This window comes from Psychrobacter sp. BI730, from assembly GCF_013414195.1.
Lineage (GTDB): Bacteria > Pseudomonadota > Gammaproteobacteria > Pseudomonadales > Moraxellaceae > Psychrobacter.
Window position 1 is genome coordinate 78,500 of sequence record NZ_JAATTV010000003.1, and the last position, 18,217, is coordinate 96,716.

Annotated in this window: 15 protein-coding genes and 4 tRNA genes; 8 read left to right on the forward strand and 11 right to left on the reverse strand. The window is 43.2% G+C overall.

Annotated features, from left to right (window positions below; translation table 11 throughout):
• The first annotated feature begins 140 nt into the window (after positions 1 to 140).
• From HCZ91_RS02725 to HCZ91_RS02740, 4 genes are all read left to right on the forward strand, one after another.
• On the forward strand, positions 141 to 944 hold the full coding sequence (locus tag HCZ91_RS02725) for an acetyl-CoA carboxylase carboxyltransferase subunit alpha (RefSeq protein WP_179797974.1): 804 nt from the start codon (positions 141 to 143) through the stop codon (positions 942 to 944).
• Positions 945 to 1,181: 237 nt separating this feature from the next.
• On the forward strand, positions 1,182 to 2,744 hold the full coding sequence (gene tilS, locus HCZ91_RS02730; protein ID WP_179797976.1) for a tRNA lysidine(34) synthetase TilS: 1,563 nt from the start codon (positions 1,182 to 1,184) through the stop codon (positions 2,742 to 2,744).
• 177 nt (positions 2,745 to 2,921) lie between these two features.
• Entirely contained in the window at positions 2,922 to 3,755 is an 834-nt protein-coding gene (proC, locus tag HCZ91_RS02735; protein WP_179797978.1) for a pyrroline-5-carboxylate reductase, read from the forward strand.
• A gap of 128 nt (positions 3,756 to 3,883) precedes the next feature.
• Positions 3,884 to 4,444, forward strand: coding sequence for a YggT family protein (locus HCZ91_RS02740; RefSeq protein WP_227692066.1), 561 nt, complete (start codon positions 3,884 to 3,886; stop codon positions 4,442 to 4,444).
• Between the two features lie 103 nt (positions 4,445 to 4,547).
• On the opposite strand, the gene HCZ91_RS02745 is transcribed toward HCZ91_RS02740, so the two are convergent.
• Positions 4,548 to 5,342: a hydroxymethylpyrimidine/phosphomethylpyrimidine kinase gene (locus HCZ91_RS02745; RefSeq protein ID WP_179797982.1), complete on the reverse strand. Its 795-nt coding sequence runs from the start codon at positions 5,340 to 5,342 to the stop codon at positions 4,548 to 4,550.
• Positions 5,343 to 5,693: 351 nt separating this feature from the next.
• On the opposite strand from HCZ91_RS02745, the gene HCZ91_RS02750 reads away from it, so the two are divergent.
• The 3 genes from HCZ91_RS02750 to HCZ91_RS02760 all read left to right on the forward strand — a co-directional run bounded on the left by HCZ91_RS02750 (position 5,694) and on the right by HCZ91_RS02760 (position 6,949).
• Positions 5,694 to 5,783: transfer RNA gene (locus tag HCZ91_RS02750), tRNA-Ser, on the forward strand.
• Between the two features lie 181 nt (positions 5,784 to 5,964).
• Positions 5,965 to 6,041 (forward strand) — tRNA-Arg (locus tag HCZ91_RS02755).
• A 245-nt stretch (positions 6,042 to 6,286) separates the two neighbouring features.
• Entirely contained in the window at positions 6,287 to 6,949 is a 663-nt protein-coding gene (locus tag HCZ91_RS02760; RefSeq protein ID WP_165597760.1) for an RDD family protein, read from the forward strand.
• A 97-nt stretch (positions 6,950 to 7,046) separates the two neighbouring features.
• Here the strand turns inward: HCZ91_RS02760 and HCZ91_RS02765 are convergent, their stop codons facing one another.
• The 10 genes from HCZ91_RS02765 to HCZ91_RS02810 form a co-directional block, all read right to left on the reverse strand.
• Positions 7,047 to 8,108 carry a calcium/sodium antiporter gene (locus tag HCZ91_RS02765; RefSeq protein ID WP_179797984.1) on the reverse strand — a complete coding sequence of 354 codons (1,062 nt, stop codon included), beginning with the start codon at positions 8,106 to 8,108 and terminating at the stop codon, positions 7,047 to 7,049.
• Positions 8,109 to 8,296: 188 nt separating this feature from the next.
• On the reverse strand, positions 8,297 to 8,677 hold the full coding sequence (gene panD, locus HCZ91_RS02770) for an aspartate 1-decarboxylase (protein ID WP_010196068.1): 381 nt from the start codon (positions 8,675 to 8,677) through the stop codon (positions 8,297 to 8,299).
• 100 nt (positions 8,678 to 8,777) lie between these two features.
• A complete protein-coding gene (gene pth / locus HCZ91_RS02775; protein WP_101205142.1) occupies positions 8,778 to 9,359 on the reverse strand; it encodes an aminoacyl-tRNA hydrolase in 582 nt (193 codons plus the stop codon).
• A 175-nt stretch (positions 9,360 to 9,534) separates the two neighbouring features.
• Complete coding sequence (locus HCZ91_RS02780; RefSeq protein ID WP_057758040.1) at positions 9,535 to 10,215, reverse strand: 50S ribosomal protein L25/general stress protein Ctc; 681 nt, start codon at positions 10,213 to 10,215, stop codon at positions 9,535 to 9,537.
• 421 nt (positions 10,216 to 10,636) lie between these two features.
• Positions 10,637 to 11,584: a ribose-phosphate pyrophosphokinase gene (locus tag HCZ91_RS02785; RefSeq protein WP_057758042.1), complete on the reverse strand. Its 948-nt coding sequence runs from the start codon at positions 11,582 to 11,584 to the stop codon at positions 10,637 to 10,639.
• A gap of 109 nt (positions 11,585 to 11,693) precedes the next feature.
• Positions 11,694 to 11,769: transfer RNA gene (locus HCZ91_RS02790), tRNA-Gln, on the reverse strand.
• Between the two features lie 240 nt (positions 11,770 to 12,009).
• A tRNA-Gln gene (locus HCZ91_RS02795) sits at positions 12,010 to 12,085 on the reverse strand.
• A gap of 167 nt (positions 12,086 to 12,252) precedes the next feature.
• Positions 12,253 to 13,218, reverse strand: coding sequence for a 4-(cytidine 5'-diphospho)-2-C-methyl-D-erythritol kinase (gene ispE / locus HCZ91_RS02800; RefSeq protein WP_179797986.1), 966 nt, complete (start codon positions 13,216 to 13,218; stop codon positions 12,253 to 12,255).
• Between the two features lie 89 nt (positions 13,219 to 13,307).
• Positions 13,308 to 13,940 (reverse strand): lipoprotein insertase outer membrane protein LolB, encoded by a 633-nt coding sequence (lolB, locus tag HCZ91_RS02805; protein ID WP_179797988.1) that lies wholly within the window; start codon positions 13,938 to 13,940, stop codon positions 13,308 to 13,310.
• A 190-nt stretch (positions 13,941 to 14,130) separates the two neighbouring features.
• On the reverse strand, positions 14,131 to 16,071 hold the full coding sequence (locus HCZ91_RS02810) for a tetratricopeptide repeat protein (protein ID WP_179797990.1): 1,941 nt from the start codon (positions 16,069 to 16,071) through the stop codon (positions 14,131 to 14,133).
• A 551-nt stretch (positions 16,072 to 16,622) separates the two neighbouring features.
• Here HCZ91_RS02810 and hemA point away from each other — a divergent pair.
• Positions 16,623 to 18,035 (forward strand): glutamyl-tRNA reductase, encoded by a 1,413-nt coding sequence (gene hemA, locus HCZ91_RS02815; RefSeq protein WP_179797992.1) that lies wholly within the window; start codon positions 16,623 to 16,625, stop codon positions 18,033 to 18,035.
• Positions 18,036 to 18,217: the final 182 nt, after the last annotated feature.

An 18,217-nucleotide genomic window follows, 5' to 3' on the forward strand; every position in this document is an offset into this window, starting at 1 on the left:
GTCGATAATGTCATGCTATTTAAGATGTGCTACTATAGCTTCTACTCAGTTTACAACTGTACTTTCATTATCTGAACACGGATAACGATATTATTCTTAAACATAAATACATTAAGTATAATTATTAAAGGGAAGCGTCTATGAGCACTGTCTGGGATAGTGTGCAGCTTGCACGACACGCCAAGCGTCCATTATTTATGGACTATGTTAATCAGCTTTTTACCGAATTTGACGAGTTGCATGGCGACCGTGCTTTTGCCGATGACAAAGCCATTTTAGGTGGTCTTGCGCGTTTTAATGACCAGCCTGTGATGGTGATTGGTCAACATCGTGGTCGTAGCACCCGTGAGCGTATTGCTCATAACTTTGGTATGGCCAATCCTGAAGGCTATCGCAAGGTGATTCGTTTGGTCAAAATGGCTGAGCGCTTTAACATTCCTGTGATGACCTTTGTGGATACCCAAGGTGCTTATCCTGGTATTGGCGCAGAAGAGCGCGGACAAGCGCAAGCGATTGCAGAAAGTATCGCTGTATTCTCTAGCCTTAAAGTGCCTGTGATTGTGACTATCATTGGTGAAGGCGGCTCAGGCGGCGCATTGGCAATTGGTGTTGGTGATAAAGTAAATATGCTACAAAATAGCATCTACTCAGTGATCTCGCCAGAAGGTTGTGCTTCTATTCTTTGGAAAACTGCTGAAAAAGCACAAGATGCTAGTGAAGCATTGAAATTAAATGCAATCAACCTTTACCAAATGGGTTTGATTGACGCTGTCATCGAAGAGGGCGAAGGCGCACATGTACAGCCACAACCTGTGATGAATGCCTTAAAAGCATTAATCACTGAACAGCTCGATGAAATTAAAGACTTAGATCCTCAAGAGCGTTGTGAGCTACGTTATGAAAAGCTAAAGTCTTTTAACTCAGAAGTGATGTTGCCTGCCTAGTTGGCTAATACTGTACCAACCTAATATTAAACGTCACAAATGCGTGGCTTTTAATATTAGAGTCTGAGTCTTAGTGCTAAAATAAAAACGTGTCATTCAATGGCGCGTTTTTTTATGGCTGTTATTATACAAAGCCCTTAATACAAAGCACCTAACGCAATGTATTGATTAACGTAGGTGCTTACACATCGGCACGATAGTAAATGTACAACCGCTTAATAATAACTAAGGCTGAATATGACCAGCAGTGCAATCATCTCACATCCTATTAAAGCAATTGCAGATTTGCCAGTTGATAAGACACTAGCAACCGCATTATTGAGCAGTATGTCTGAGTATAGTGGTCAGTTGCATGGTCGTCGCCTGTGGCTAGCCTGTAGTGGTGGGCGTGATTCATTGGCGCTTGCAGCGTTATGTGTGCAGCTCTATCGGCAAGGTAAATTGCCATGTCTGCCGCAGCTGTTACATGTCGATCATGGGCTACAATCGGATAGTCGGCATTGGGCTAAGCATGTTGCCAATTGGGCAGCGGCTCAAAAAATACCTTGTCGCATTTTACAGGCACAAGTGAATGGACATGATGAGCAGGCCGCTCGGCAAGCACGCTATAATGTTATGCGCGCTCATATCAACCAAGACGATGTATTACTATTAGCGCATCACGCTGATGACCAAGCTGAAACGGTATTAATGCGATTGATTCAAGGAGCAGGAGTCAATGGTCTGTCTGGTATGCAGCCATGGCGAGTGCAAACGCAGGGCGTACAGTGCAATATCCTGTGGCGACCTTGGCTCACGATACGACGAGCCAATATTAGCGCCTACGCCAAGCGCTTAGAGTTGCCTTATATAGATGATCCTACGAATGACAGCGGCGATAACGTACGTAGTGGGCTACGCCGCGACATCATGCCAATACTGGCTACATACAATCACAATGTCATCGATAATATTGCTCGTAGTGCGCAGCTGTTAAGTGATGCACAGGAAACAGTCAATGCTCAAGCTATGCAGGATATGCAGCAGACAGAAAATACAGACCTGCAACTTTTACCTGCACAGCGCGTGCTAAATATCGATACGTTGCAAAAGCTACCCATGTATCGTCAGCGGCAACTATTGCACTATTGGTTGGGTCAAGATGAGCCATTACCACCTGCTAAGCAACTCGTCGATGACGTACTAACTCTCAGCCAACGTGATGACCAAGATCATCAGACAGAACTGTTTTGGCAAGGTCGTAAGGCATCTTATACCATTCGCCGCTATCGTCAGCAGCTCTATCGTATGAGCAGCGAATGGCTATCTTGGCTAAATGCACCGCTGACCGAGCAGGTACTACCATTATCTAGTAACTCATCTAGTCATTCAGCTGATAATAGCTTCGAATTAGTCACCTTGTGCAGCAGTAATGACTACATTTGGCAATTACGAGTGATGGGAGATGCGCTGTTACGATTATTAGAAAATAGTGCGGACGGTATAGCTCAGCAGGCAGTGTTAAAAGTAGCACCGTTAGAACGTAAGCTACGGTTGAAAACTGAGATGGCTGCGCGCCCACAAGCAGGCAAAAAACTGTATCAAACGCTCGGGATCCCATTATGGCTACGAGAAAGGTTAATGGTAGTCAGCATTACCCTTACAAAAAAATCTGAAGATGGAAGCGAAATAGAAACTGATATTCCTCTATTACTAGCATCACCATTTGAGAGTTGGCTTTTGAGTTCTGAGCAGACAGATAGCGATGCCAAAAGCAATCAATTAGCTGAGTACATCAAAAGTGAGCTTAGTCTAAAATAGAAAGCGTTAAAAGTTTAATATCCGTTGGCTGACTCATTGATTTTTATCAGGTTGATGTCAGGCGTGACATTTTGAATTTATCAAACGGTAATAGTGGCAGTATGATAAACTGAGTGTCGTTTTACATATCAGTATGTTAAGTTGAATACCTTTGAATTTTGTGACTAGGAGACAAGTATGTCGGTATTAGATAATAAAAAAATCAGTTTTATTGGTGGCGGAAACATGGCACAAGCGCTCATTAGCGGGCTTGTGGGTTGCGGCATCAAACCAAATCTAATCACGGTCGCCGATCCTAGCAGCGATGCACGTGAGCAATTAGCCGCTAAAGGTCTAAATACTGTTGATCCAATGGCTGATCCAAAGTCTGCTGTGATCGGTGCGGATATCGTGGTGCTAGCAGTCAAACCACAAATGATGAAAGTAGTGGTAAGTGCTTTTGCTGACGTATTAGACACTCAGTTGGTCATTTCAGTGGCGGCAGGTTTGTCGACTGATCTTTTATCAAACATGCTAGGCGGCTATAGCAATATCGTGCGTGCAATGCCAAACACGCCTTCTATGATTCAGATGGGTGCGACTGGCCTTTATGGTACAGACAATATCTCAGCAGAACAGAAGCAGCTAGCAACAGCCGTTATGGAAGCATCAGGTTTGGTCATGTGGGTTGATGACGAAGAACATATGCATGCGGTTACAGCTGTATCAGGTTCAGCGCCAGCGTATATGTTTTACTTCATCGAATCGATGGTCGATGGGGCAGTTGCATTAGGGCTGGATAAAGAACAAGCCTCAGCGCTTGCTATGCAGACCATGTTAGGTGCTGCAAAAATGGCGATGAATAGTAATGATGCACCAGCTGAGTTACGCCGTAAAGTTACTTCGCCGAACGGTACTACTCAAGCAGCGGTTGAGTCAATGCAAGCCAATGAGATTGGCCGTCAAATCAGCGAGGCCATGCAAGCTTGTTATGATCGTAGCCAAGCGTTAAGTGAAGAGATGAGCAAGTAAACACTGACAAGGTGTGCTGTGAGTCACCACTGACGTCACACCTTATGTAATCATCAGCATCTGATAATGACATTTGTCATCCTAGAATCTGTTAATAATGTCACATTGAGTAGCACTTCATGAACAACATGTTATTTCAAATTTTTGATTTGGTCACCACATTCGCTATGATGCTGGTGTTTATTCGTTTTATGTTGCAGTTTGCAGGGATGGATGCGAGCAATCCGATGATTGCACCTGCTTATAAAGCGACGCATATCGTCGATGTATTCGGGCGTATTTTTCCGACTGTTGCACAGGGACGCATTAGCATTGCCGCTATCGTGCTGATGTTTTTGATTCGTCTAATCGATATCTCTGGAAAAGCCGCATTGACACATAAAGGTATTGCGCCTGTACCGCTATTCTTTACGGGTACGACTAGCTTATTGTTAGACTTTTTACGCATGTGTCGCTATCTAGTGATTGGTTCTATCATCGTTAGCTGGATTGTGGTGTTTACCAGATCTGAGCATCCGATTATTGGCATTATCATTAATTTGGCTGAGCCTATTTTGGCTCCGTTTCGTCGTATCACGCCGAATTTAGGTATGCTCGACTTATCGCCAATGGTTGCTTTCTTAGCCTTTTATTTGCTGGAGGTATTCATCGGCGGTTTGGCCGCGAGTGTGTTGCCAACCTTGGGTTAAACCTAATTAAATGTAAAAACTGGTATAAAAAAGGCGTTCTATAAAAATATAGAGCGCCTTTTTTGCGTCTGCTACTTGGGTAAGCTATTGCTTTGTAAATATTCTAAAAACGAACAAAGCGATTTGGTATGAGTTGAGCTTGCGAATCATCAGGATGCGGTGCATCAGCTGCCCGCAATGTCTGGGTAATCCAGCTGTCTGCCGCTTGCACAGCATCAATGAGAGCATCGCCCATTGCCAAGCGTCCAGCGATGAAGCTGGCAAGTGAACATCCTGAGCCATGGAACTCACCATCTAAGCGCGGCAAGGTACTTTTATGGACCATTTCGCCCTGTATATATAAGTACTGCTCGATATCACCACTATCAAAATCATGTGAGGTTTTTACCAGTACGGCATGAGTACCTTGAGCACATAGCTTTTGTGCACCGACATGCAAGTCTTGCTCACCGCTAAGCGCTCGTAGTTCATGAGTATTTGGAGTGATTAAAGTGGCGTAGGGCAGCAGTTGTCTAAAGGCGCTAACCAGTGTTTTCTCATCGCCCAAGCTGCCACCGCTATTTGCAACTAGTACAGGGTCTAAGACAAATGGCGTGTTGTTATCGATAACTTGATCAGCAAATAGTTTGGTCAACATTGCGATGTTATCAGTGGTACCGAGCATACCTGATTTGATAGCACTAACAGGCAAGTCATCAAGCACCGCAGTAGCTTGGGCTTTTACCAATGATGCCGCACAAGCCTCAAAGCCAAATACCTGCTGTGAGCTTTGGATAGTGACCGCTGTACACGCGATGGCTGCATGTGCCCCTGACTGTCCAATGGCCTCGATATCCGCTTGTAATCCAGCACCGCCTGAAGGGTCTAATCCTGAAAAACACAGTACGACAGGTCGCATAACAGCTCCTTTTGAGATATTTTGAAATAAGTAATAAATACTATAGCTACCTACTACTAAAAAATCTATCATAGTCTTATGCTTGTCGATTAGGTATAAGACGGTAGAGTGAGTAGGCCTAATATTAGTAAGCAGTTTGGTTGTTATATTTAGCAATGATATGTCGCAATTTTCCGTATAAAAATGCAATATAAGTACTTATATCTATAATTTTGATAAAAGCCGCATTAAATCTGTAGACAACGCTTGCAATTCGTTTCGGCTTTGTTATAATACTCGCCCACGACATGAGACGTATTGTTAGCATCAATACTATGTTTATAGAAATTTTATAAATGTCTTGAATCGTTAGGTGAAGTGGGTGAGTGGCTGAAACCAGTTCCCTGCTAAGGAACCATACGTGTAAGCGTATCGAGGGTTCGAATCCCTCCTTCACCGCCATTTATTCAGTTGTTATTAAAGTAATAACGCAATATACTGCGTTAAACATTTTAATAATTAATTCAAAAAATAATTTGTTTTAATTAAAAAAGATGTTGACACAAGCGATATTATCTATATAATGACCAACCTAATTTACTGTAAAAGATATTATCTGCGCAGTGGATAAAGTGCAAAATACGCGCCTGTAGCTCAGTTGGATAGAGCACTTGGCTACGAACTAAGGGGTCGGGAGTTCGAATCTCTCCAGGCGCACCATTTGCATAATAGCTTAATTTAAGCTGATAAAACATTAAAATAATCGCCTGTCTTATGACAATTGGCGGTTTTTTTATGTCTGTAACTTTCACCCTTCTACTTATTTATTCTTCGACCATCTCTTGTATGTAGCATGATTGGACAGCCATCTACGATGTTAAATAGTCATCTAGGATAATGTACGATAGCCCCACCATTTACGGTACAATAGCGTTACTATTCACTGCTTGCTATGAGCTTGTACCATGTCAAAAAGTCCATCTAAACGTCCGTCAAAAACGACTCGCAAATCAAAGCCTCAATCTAGTGCGCCTGTACAGCAAGATCCTAACGAAGAGCCAACCATCGCTAAGCCTATGATTCGTGTCGTGGCGATTCTCTATGATGGTATGCTGATTTTGGCATTACTGTTTTTGGTCGGTACTATATTGACTGTGGTGGGTACACTGTTGACCATGGAGACGGGTACTGAGTCCTCACAAGCTCAGTCACTGCCGCTCTGGTATCAGAACGCCATTATGACGCCATCGTTTGTACTAACACTTGTGGCATTCTACGGAATATTTTGGCGCCGTGGTGGTCAGACATTAGGTATGCAGACGTGGCGATTAAAAACGATTAATGATGCAGGCCAATGGCTAACGTGGGGTCAGTCGTTTAAGCGTATTTTGGCCGCTTGTTTGATGCCGTTGATTTTCGGCATTATTGGCAGTCTTATTGATGGGTCACGCGCAGCCTTATTGGCCAGCGCGTTTCTTGGTTTGGTATTCAACTATGTGTTCTGTCTGTTCAACCCTCGCGGTCTGGCGGTACAAGATATGCTGTCCAACACCATAACCCTAAAAATGCCAAAAGTGGCACATGAAGGGCTATGGCGCGGTTTTAAAAATCGTAAGAAAAAATCTTAATCTGATTTTATTGACGTAACAATTTTTATTAACCTAGTAACTCTTATCGACGTGATAATTTAGTTGTAGCACTGCTCAGCTGGTTTAGCCTAAACAGTTACATACTAACGCTTTGAATCAGCCATGCGGTGTAGCCCATAAAGAACAGCACCAACGTAGCACCTGACGTACGACCGAATTGGCGCTTTGTTTTAAAGGCAAACACGCATAGTGTCACTAGCAATATCGTCAATAGTCCCATTGCCATTACATCACGCGATAGAATCACTGGGTCGGCGGCAATAGGAGCGATGACCGTTGCCAAGCCGACAACTGCCAAAGTATTGAAAATATTAGAGCCAATGATATTGCCAAGCGCCATATCATGTTCGCCTTTACGGGCAGCTGACAAGCTCGATACCAGTTCAGGTAATGAGGTCCCAACGGCGACAATCGTTAGACCAATGATGAGCTCACTAAGACCCCATAGCGTTGCTAACTCGACAGCACCCCAAACGATAGCGCGTGAGCTGGCTACGAGCATCAGCATACCGATAATTAAACTGACAAGACCACGCGTTACACTTGGTTCTAGCTTTTCTAAGCTCTCTGAGTTATTTAAGTGCTCTAAGTTATTTAAGTGCTCTAAGTTATTTAAGTGCTCTAAGTTATTTGAGTGCGCTGAGTCAGCATTAGCCACGACTATATCGTCTTCGTGCTCATGATAGCCTTCGCGTATACTCATTATGATCTGTAGCCCTAAAACGGCGACCAACAAAATCAATAATACGATACCATCAACTTGGCTCAATGTCCCATCACGTAGCTGCCAAGCGGCAATGACAGTAATTAGCAGCAGCAAGGGCAAGTCGCGTTTTACGATGCCTCTACGGATGATAATAGGGCTAATCAATACGGTTGCACCGAGTACCAATGCGATGTTGATGATATTTGAGCCATAAGCGTTACCTAGAGCCAGCTCAGGGCTGCCTTCTATTGCTGCTAGTACTGATACCACCATCTCAGGCGCTGACGTGCCTATACCCAATATTAAGACACCAATTAAGAAGCTAGGCACACTAAACTTCTTTGCTAGTGCTGTTGCCCCATCAATGAAGACATCGGCACTCCAAACTAAAATTGCTAACCCAATCAGTATTGCAAGCGCGGCCAACCACATCAGTATGTTTCCTTGTATATGATGAAAAATGTGAATTTGATAAATAAAAGTGGTATAAAAAAAGCCGAATCTTGATTTAGATTCAGCTTTCCTTTTAGCATCGAGATTTTTAGTAATAATAACAGCTAATTCAAAGATGTAACTTTGTGTTTATCTTAAATTTACCAAAACCTCACCATCCTGTCATATTAAGCAACTTGTACAGGAATGATATTTGCTGTGTCTTTTACGGTGTTGTCTTCGTTGCAATAGACAAGTTTTGGCTGATACGTTGACGCTTCAACTTCATCAAAATGTGCATACGCACAAATGATAACGATATCGCCCAAATCTGCCATATGAGCCGCAGCACCATTTAATGAGATAATACCAGAGCCCGCCTCAGCACGGATAGCATAGGTGCGAAAGCGCTTACCGTTGGTCACGTTATAGATATCAATAGATTCGTTTTCGCGTAGACCAGCAAGATCTAATAGATCGCCGTCGATACCGCAAGAGCCTTCGTAATGAAGCTCGGCATGGGTAACACGGGCACGGTGTAATTTGCATTTAAGCATATTAAGTAGCATAGGTTGGTTCCTTGGCGTAACTGATATTAATTAACTAAATCAAAAGGTTAATGGGGATAAAACTGCCAAAATAAAAGGTCATTATAATTTAATGACTATATTATTCTGGTAATTTAAAGCCATTAATTTGTGAACGTGCTTTTTCGACATCACCATCTAACAACAATGGGAGCGCTTCAAAAGCAGCTGTCAGCGCGCTATCAATCGCAATCTGCTCATCAGGAGATGCTTTAGAGAGAACGTGTCCACTAACTTTAGACTTGTGACCAGGATGGCCGATACCCACACGCAGGCGATGAAAATCATTGCCAATATGCGGCGTGATATCACGTAGGCCGTTGTGACCACCATGTCCACCGTCTGTTTTGAGTTTGATACTACCAGCTGGAATATCGAGCTCATCATGAGCAATCAACAATTCATCATTTTTGATGCCATAGAAATTTACCATAGGCACCACTGACTGACCAGATTTATTCATAAACGTCAGCGGCATAAGTAAACGCACATCAGACCCATGAATTTGCCCACGCCCTGTCACTCCATGAAACTTCTTATCAGGGGAGAGCGTGATATTAAACTGCTGAGCCAAATGATGGACAAACCAAAATCCTGCATTATGACGCGTAAACATATACTGCTGACCAGGATTACCAAGACCGACAATAAGCTTTATGGCCATAAAAACACCCTGCTTGAATTTGATAAATAGGGGTAAGGTTTGAAGTACTGATAGACAGTTTATTTTCAAACCTTACTTACAAAAACAGCAGGAGATTTTAATCACCTGCTGTTTTATTGACTAAACGAATGTATCACTAACCAGCACAAAATAATGCACTGGTTAGAAATAGTTATTACTCGCTGTCTTTGTTTTCTTCAGTACCGTCGTTTTGCTCAGTTGCTGGTACTTCATCAGCATCAACGTCAGCATCAGCATCAACTTCTTCTACTGTTGGTGGCTGCATGTTAACGATAGTACGGTCATGGCCGTCTTCTAGCTCAAGCTCATGAATTACAACGCCTTCAGGAAGTTTGATGTCTGATAGACGGAACAAATCACCGATTTCCATGCCAGATACATCTACTTCTAGGTATTCAGGAAGTTGTGATGGTAAGCAGATAACTTCGATATCAGATACTAGAGTAGATAGTACACCAGCAGCAGCAGTACCAGGCGCATCTTCACGACCAGTGAAATGAACAGGAACGTTCATGTGAATTTTCTGACCTTTTACAATGCGCTGGAAATCAGCATGCATTGGGAAGCCTTTAGCAGGATGGCGCTGCAAGTCTTTGATAACTGCTTGATGCTCTTCACCGTCAACGTTGATAGTCAAGATGTGTGAGAAAAACGCTTCGAATTCTAGTGATTTTACTAGTTCGTTAAGCTTGATAGAGATAGCTGTTGGCTCTTCGTTGCCACCATAGATGATAGCAGGAACTAGGTTCTGCTTACGTAGGCGGCGGCTCGCACCTTTACCTTGTAGTTCAGCAGCACGATCAACGGCGTTTAGTTCAAAATGATTAATGCTCATGGATATAATCCTATAAAAAAAATGATGAAGTGTCTGGTCATAAAAAAGTGGATTTGCGACCAATCCACTAATACGTGATGATAGCTAATATTATCATTACGAATAAACCTCATAATGTCTAAGCTTAGCCATTTGCTTATAGCAGTGCTCGCTATGATAATTACCATAACGATGGTTGCTGTTAAGCATGATCAGCACTTTTGATAGTGCCAGCCTAATAAAAACAACGAAAAGGTCAGCACAGGCGCGCATTATACGTGATTCTGTAGCAATAATAAAGACCTACGCAAAACGCCTATACAAAACAAAGCGCCAAGTAAGGATACTTGACGCTCTATTTTTTAACTATTCAAGATGTCTTACTACAGTCATTGCTATTCGAAATTACTGCAATAGCTGTTGAAAAGGCAGTTGTATCAACTTAGGCATCAAACATCGCGCTAATAGATTCTTCGTTATTGATACGGCGTAAGCTTTCAGCCAGCATCGGTGCAATACTTACCTGACGGATTTTGCTACAGGCTTTGGCTTCAGCAGATAGTGGAATTGTATCGGTCACAACCACTTCATCCAATGCAGATTCGCTGATGTTTTTAAGTGCGTTGCCTGATAGGACAGGGTGCGTGATGTAAGCTAAGACGCGACGGGCACCATTTTCTTTCAATGCTTCGGCAGCTTTACACAATGTACCTGCAGTATCGACCATATCATCAACGATAACGCAATCACGGTCACGAACATCACCGATGATATGCATTACTTGTGACTCATTGGCACGAGCACGGCGCTTGTCAATAATTGCCATATCGGTATCGCCTAACTGCTTAGCCATCGCACGTGCACGAACCACGCCGCCTACATCAGGTGAAACAACCATGATATTGTCATAGTCTTGCTTTTGTAGGTCGTTTAGTAATACAGGTGTGCCGTAGATGTTGTCTACAGGAATATCAAAGAAACCCTGAATCTGATCTGAGTGCAAATCAACAGTCATTACGCGATCGATACTAACGATGTTCAGCATGTCAGCGACCACTTTAGCCGAGATAGGTACACGAGCTGAGCGTGGACGACGATCCTGACGAGCATAACCAAAATAAGGCATGACAGCTGTGATACGGCCAGCACTAGAGCGACGCAAGGCGTCAGCCATCATCATGATTTCCATCAAGTTGTCGTTGGTCGGTGCACAAGTAGGCTGCATGATAAACACATCTTTACCACGTACGTGTTCTTTGATTTCCACGGCAATTTCGCCATCAGAAAAACGCGTGATGTCAGCTTTACCAAGAGGTATGTGAAGATGATCGGCTACGGTTTTTGCTAATTCTGGGTGGGCATTACCCGTAAAAATCGCCAAATAAGGCATGACAGAAGTCCTATTGATTGACTCAAGCAGCGACCGCTAAGCAGTGTCAAACTGCTCAAATTAAGAAAAGAGTGGTGAAGGTGTTGAAGTATACTATTACAGTAAAAAATGGCAGGGGTAGCTGGACTCGAACCAACGGATGTCAGGATCAAAACCTGATGCCTTACCAACTTGGCTATACCCCTGTAATGTCTAGGCTATGAACAACCGATATATAATAGCGACTAAGTAGTCGTTCTTAATATGGTGTCATGACCTGTCAGTTATCTAAAAAACGGATAAACCGTTTAAAACATAACTTTTCCCTAGCGGTGTCCATTGCGAACTATACCGAAACTGGGATAACGTTGTCAATGACAATAAGATAAGTGGCTGTCTATAAACCGCTTATACTCGATGTATCTCTAACGCTTTGTACTAAAAAATGGCAGGGGTAGCTGGACTCGAACCAACGGATGTCAGGATCAAAACCTGATGCCTTACCAACTTGGCTATACCCCTATTGTGGCGACCTATTATAAGTAAATTTTCAGATTTTGCAAGTCATTTGCAGCTTTTTCTGGTATTTATTCATCATAGGTTACTGCTGGCGCTATTTTAGCAAATTAAAATAGGCAATCCTACCGTTGTCATTATTTAGATGATAAGAAATCTAAAGGTTATATGTGCTATTTTAAGTTTCCAACGATATATGCCGCACAAGGCGCATCTGCAATCCACTTCGCCACAAGTTTTTTGTTAGTAGCCACACTCGCATCTAGAGGTAAAAACACGGCACTACCAGAGCCAGTCATTCGTGCTGTGCTCAATGCTTGCGCTTCTAACCCCTGTAGATAACTTAAGGCATCTGCAACAGCAGAAGCGAGGCTTGTGACGACTGGGGTAAAGACATTATGATAGGGCGTAGTGAGCGTTTGTACATAGTCAGCGTATTGGTTTTGGATAGTTGCAACCGATAGGGGCGCGATATCTCGCTGTAGTTTGGAATGTGCAAACAGCTTGGCAGTATTTACATGAGCGTTAGGCGTCAGTACTAAATATTGCTGGTCAGGCAACTCAATCGTAGTCAGTTCTTCACCAATTCCCATGGCAATAGCGTCTTGGCCAAAGATAAATATAGGTACATCCGCACCTACAGTCGCGCCAATCTTTATAAGCTCATCACAGGTAAAATTAAGCTGCCAAATCTCATTGAGCACTAGCATAGTCGTTGCTGCATTAGATGAGCCACCGCCTAGACCCGCGCCCATTGGCAAGTGCTTATCTAAAGTAACATGCACTTTTGCCAACTGCTCAGGTAAAGTATTTGACTGTCTGGCAAATGCTAGCAATGCGCGTGCTGCTTTGAAAATTAAATTATCTTCTATACTGGTAGTGATAGCCTCTGCACCATCTAGTATCAGTAGCTGATGACAGAATTGATTAGCACTTAATTCACTAGCTATAGTAGAAATAACAGCATCATCACTGACCGAAAAATGCAAGTAATCGCCCCAGTCAAGCAGGCGAAATACCGTTTGCAAATTATGATAGCCGTCGGTACGTTTACCAGTGATGTGCAAAAACAGATTGAGTTTTGCAGGTGATAAACGAGTAATCGTACAAGCAAATGATGCGGCTATATTTTCAGTCATATTTTTTATCATAAGGTGCAGTTATAAATAGCTATCTTAATTAACAATGCTAGTTTTTAGCAGGCTTTCTGTTGTTAATGAAAGATGGATTAATGATTGATCGTCATTACAACTTTGTTGCCTTGTGGCTGTACTGCACTAATTTTACTAGGTAGCTTATCCGTACCTTTATAAGTAAAGCTGGCTGTCCACTCACCATTGACTGAGCTAACTAAACGGCTCTGATCATCCAGCTGTGGCGCACTATCTGAAGGCGCTGGGCGACCAGAAATCCAGTAAGGCATTTGTGAAATTGGGGCTTGCCAACCAGTGGCTTTCTTTAGCAAGGTTTCGGGATCATCAGCGGTCAATGTACCTGTCTTTTCGCTAACTAGAGTAGCGGTCTGACCATTGTATTCGATGTTGGTTTTACCAATACCAAGTGCGCCAATCAGCTCAATGGCAAATCGGTCATTTTGCTGACCCCATGCATAGAACGCACTACCACCTCGGGTACCGGTCGAATCATTCGCAGGTGTCGTCACTCCAATCTTGCCCGTGATATTAAAGCTCTCTAGCTTTTTGGGTTGATCAGCGTTTTGACCTTGTACAGTAGTCGTTGGCTGGTTGGTCGCGTTGGCTGTTTTTAATGACTGACAACCAGAGGTAATGACCATTGCTGCAGTCATAGCAGTAAACAGAGCCAATTTATTTGGTTTATAAGAAGTGATTAATGCTGACATAATAGTTTCTCAAAATGGAAAGATGAACAAAGATATTAGCTTAAGCGTTATTTGTTGCTCGGTTATGCACGGCTGTTAGCTTCTTATAACGACCTTGTAATTTATAAATGCTTCGGTTTTATAAGAACCTTATCAATTATCATATCTCTGTGACTACAAAGCTCGAATAACATATCCAAAATCAGCGCTATTAATACAGCTGTATGCGGTCATTGATATTATGCTGTCCAAATGAAAAGCGCTGCTGCAAATCTGCGAGTAATGCCTCAACTTTGTCATTGTTACCTAAGCCTTGATAGGCGCGCAATAACAGCGTGCCTGAGCGCAGAGTTGGTAGCACATCATAAGGTGTCTGTAGGTAGTCGATGACCTGCTGATAGTTCTCTTTGGCTAATGCATTGCCTGCCAAGACATTTAGGGCTTGTAGATGTAGGTCGTTATCATAACGTGGATCATCATAGCGAATCTGAATAATCGCTGTCGCTAGTGCCAGTCCTTGCTCTGAGCTGCGCTCATTTGCCAGTAGTAAATGTGCATAGCTCAACTGATACGATAAGTTGCTAGGATCTAATGCTTGCAAATGGTTAAGCAGGGTACGCTTAACGACATAGTCTGCTTTATCATCTAACAGCTGAGCCCGCGCAAAGAGTAGCATCTCATTATCAGGATATTTACGAGCGGCACGGGTCAGTAAGCGCAGAGCTTCATCAGATTCGTTTTGTTGCCACAAGATATCGGCCTGCATGACAAAAGTGTCAGGCGCGAATACTGTGAAGTCTTTGCGCAGCTTCTCTAACGTCGCGATTGCCCCATCGACGTCGTTATCGAGTAATTCAAACGCCACTACTTTTCTACGAGCTTCTAATACCAAATCCTCTTGCATGACGCCATTGAGATAGTATTTGGCTTGATCGAACAACTGCTGACGCTCAGCACTGATACCCAGATAATAATAGGCTTGATCAAGATAAGCTGGACTCTTGGCAAGCATATTGAGTAGCTCATCGGCACTAGCGTACTCTTCAATATCCAAGCTCACTAAAGCTGCGAGTAGAGTAATCTCAGAATCATCACTGAAACGGCTATGCGCCTCAAGCAGTAACTTCCACGCTTGTTCGCTTTGTTTTAAATCTAATAGATAGCGAATCTCATATAAATACAAGCTTTTGCTATCAGGGTTGCGTAGGCGAGCTTGACTGACATAATTGATGACAGTCTCTGCGGTGACAATTTTGCGCAATATATCGGCTTTTAAGGTAATAAAGGGCACGTAGTCTGGCTGACGCTCTAGCGCTCGATTGATATGAACGATGGCGACTTCAGGTTCGTTAAACTGATAGAGTAAACCTGCTTTTAATACCGACAATGAGGCGTTTTGCTCGCTATCTAATGGCTGCAACGCGGCAAGAAGTTCACGTTTGTCATCATCATTATTTGGGTAAATGCCTATAAGGATTTCGCTTAAGTCTGCGCGTGGGTCATAGCGCAAGATACGGTTTAAAGTTTCACCCGCTAATATATAGTCATGGGCGCGTAGGGCCAAATGCGCGACATAAAACCAAGCGGGTACGTGGTCAGGGTTTTGGTCTTGCCATGTCTTGGCAAACTGTAATGAGTCTTCAACCCTTTCGTTACGCAAAGACAGGCTAAGCGCTCTCTCAAACACGGCTGTCGCATCTTCTTTAAAAGACTGTTGCTTATAAATAGAGACCGCGCGTCGTTTGTCATCGCGATCAGCAGCAAACTCGGCATCCAGTAGAGCGTACAAGCTTGGTTCACTAAGCTCAGGTTGCCATAGACTGGTTGGCGCTAAGCCATTAATGTTTTTTACGTTCTCTATGGTGAGCGTATCTTCATTATAAGGTGTATCAATCGCAGCACTATCATCATTTAGCTTATTGTTAGCTGCTTTATTATCGGTAGCAACGGATACTTTAGGAATTTTTGCTTCTAGCAATACATCGGGATGGCTAGCATGAACAGGGGCTGCCAAACACAGGCACACGGCTAGAGACAACGCTAGCTTATACCGTTGACACAGGCGCTTAATAGCGACATGCAATAAAGCACGGAAGCTAGAGTATTCGCTATAGGGATGTGGTGACCGAAGTAATGACCCAAAAAAAATCATAGATAGCCGTATTCGCCCATGGTTTACCTACACAGATAAGGCAAGTTTGTTTTAATCATTTTAAGTTAAATATTGGCAATATGTACCCATGACAAACATTATACGAGTAGACCGATGAGATAAACAATAGCATCCGTGTTACTCAGATAGTGGCATGTCTGACCGTATGAATATGCTACTAGTAGCGAGCACGTTGCCAAAGAACGACACTGAAGATGATTAAATATAGATATGTCTGTCGAACTGAATATTATAGAAATATAACAAGTTAAGATAGAGTAAGCGAATGATTTAACATTATATTATTGACCATAAGTTAAAACCCAGCTATTGATTTTATAAATCGTATGAGTAGTTGATTTGTTACATTTGCGACCAGATACAGAGATATGGTTATCATAGATGGGTGAGTGTTAATTAAAGCCCGCAATAATGATATAATAGGCGGTTTTTAGGGTCTTCCTTTTTAGCGCTGTCGTCAAAAACTGTCTTTTAAAAATAATAAGATAGCGTAAGGGGCAACTGAGCGTCATGTTTATGGTCTATCGATAATGAGATTAGTGGTCATTGGGGTCAATCACAAAACTGCACCAGTCGCTCTGCGAGAGCGCTTGGCGCTTGTGGGTGACGATGTAAATGTCGCGCTCAAACAAATAGAAGCCTTTACTGATGGTAGCGTGATCGTCTCTACTTGTAACCGCACCGAAATCTATGCGCTAGTGCCGCACACTTCAACGTCGCATCATGTTAATAGCCAATTGTCTGACTCACAATTACCCAATGTGCAGGATGTCAAAGCTGCTGGCCAATCATCATCCAACAATACTTTTAGTAGTAGCATGAATATCTCGTCTGCTGCGATTAGTGCGCATATTACCAAAATCAAAACGTGGCTGGCTGATTTCAAGCAATTACCACTCGTTGATATTGATCCTTATCTCTATGTACATCGTGATACTCATGCATTGACTCATTGGTTAAGAGTAGCGGCTGGTCTCGACTCTATGATATTGGGTGAGCCGCAGATTCTCGGGCAAATCAAAAACTCTGTGCATCTGGCTCAAGACCAAAAAGTACTCAGCAATCAGCTAGGCTGGATCATCGATCAAGTATTCGCTGCCGCCAAACGAGTGCGTAACGAGACTCAAGTTGGCGCACAGGCCGTATCGCTTAGCTTTGCTGCTGCCAAATTGGTCACACAGATATTTGATGATTTACCCAGTCGTACTCTACTGGTCGTTGCAGCAGGCGAGATGAATCGCTTGGTGGCCACCCATATCGCAGGGCTAGGGGTCGGACGAGTCATTATCTGTAACCGTAATCCCGAACGTGCCGAAGCATTAGCGGCTGAGCTACGTGGCCCTAATCGCCGCGTAGACGTTAGACCTTTACAAGAGTTGCCGCAAGTATTGGCGGAAGCTGATATTGTCAGCAGTTGTAGTGGCAGTATGGATTTGTTGATTGATAAGACAATGACCATACAAGCGCTCAAGCGTCGCCGTTATCAACCAATGCTTATGATAGATTTGGCCGTACCGCGCGATATCGATTCTACCATTAGCCGTATTGATGATGTTTATCTGTACTCTGTCGATGATTTGCAGCATGTCATTGCAGGTAATATCGAACAGCGTCGCCAAGCCGCAGTAGATGCTGAACTGTTAGTGAGTCAATTGGTGGTCGAGATAGATCGCCGCTTTCAGGTTCGCCAAGTCGGCAAAGACATTCAGCAGTACCGCGCGTGTACTCAAGGTCAGGTGGATAAGCTGCTGCATGAGTCTATTGCTAAGCTGCAACAAGACGATGTCAGTCCAGAAGATATCATCACTGAGCTGTCACGACGTCTGACTCAAACATTGACCCATGCACCATCGAAACTGATGCGTAAAGCTGCCCGCGAAGGCGATAGTGAGTTGCTAGACTTCGTGGTGTCAGGACTACAAGATGCTCATCGAGGGCATTGATGTTTTTATCGTGGCTTTATAAATCAAAACTTATCAACCAATACCTACCAATAAATGATCGATAGCGCAAGTCATATCGTTGCCTGAGCGTATCGTTGTCAACCTTCAGTATCAGTGCTAATATCAAGCTCTCATGGATGGCTTAGGTCAAGATATGTGCTGGTGTTTGCTCGTAATATGAC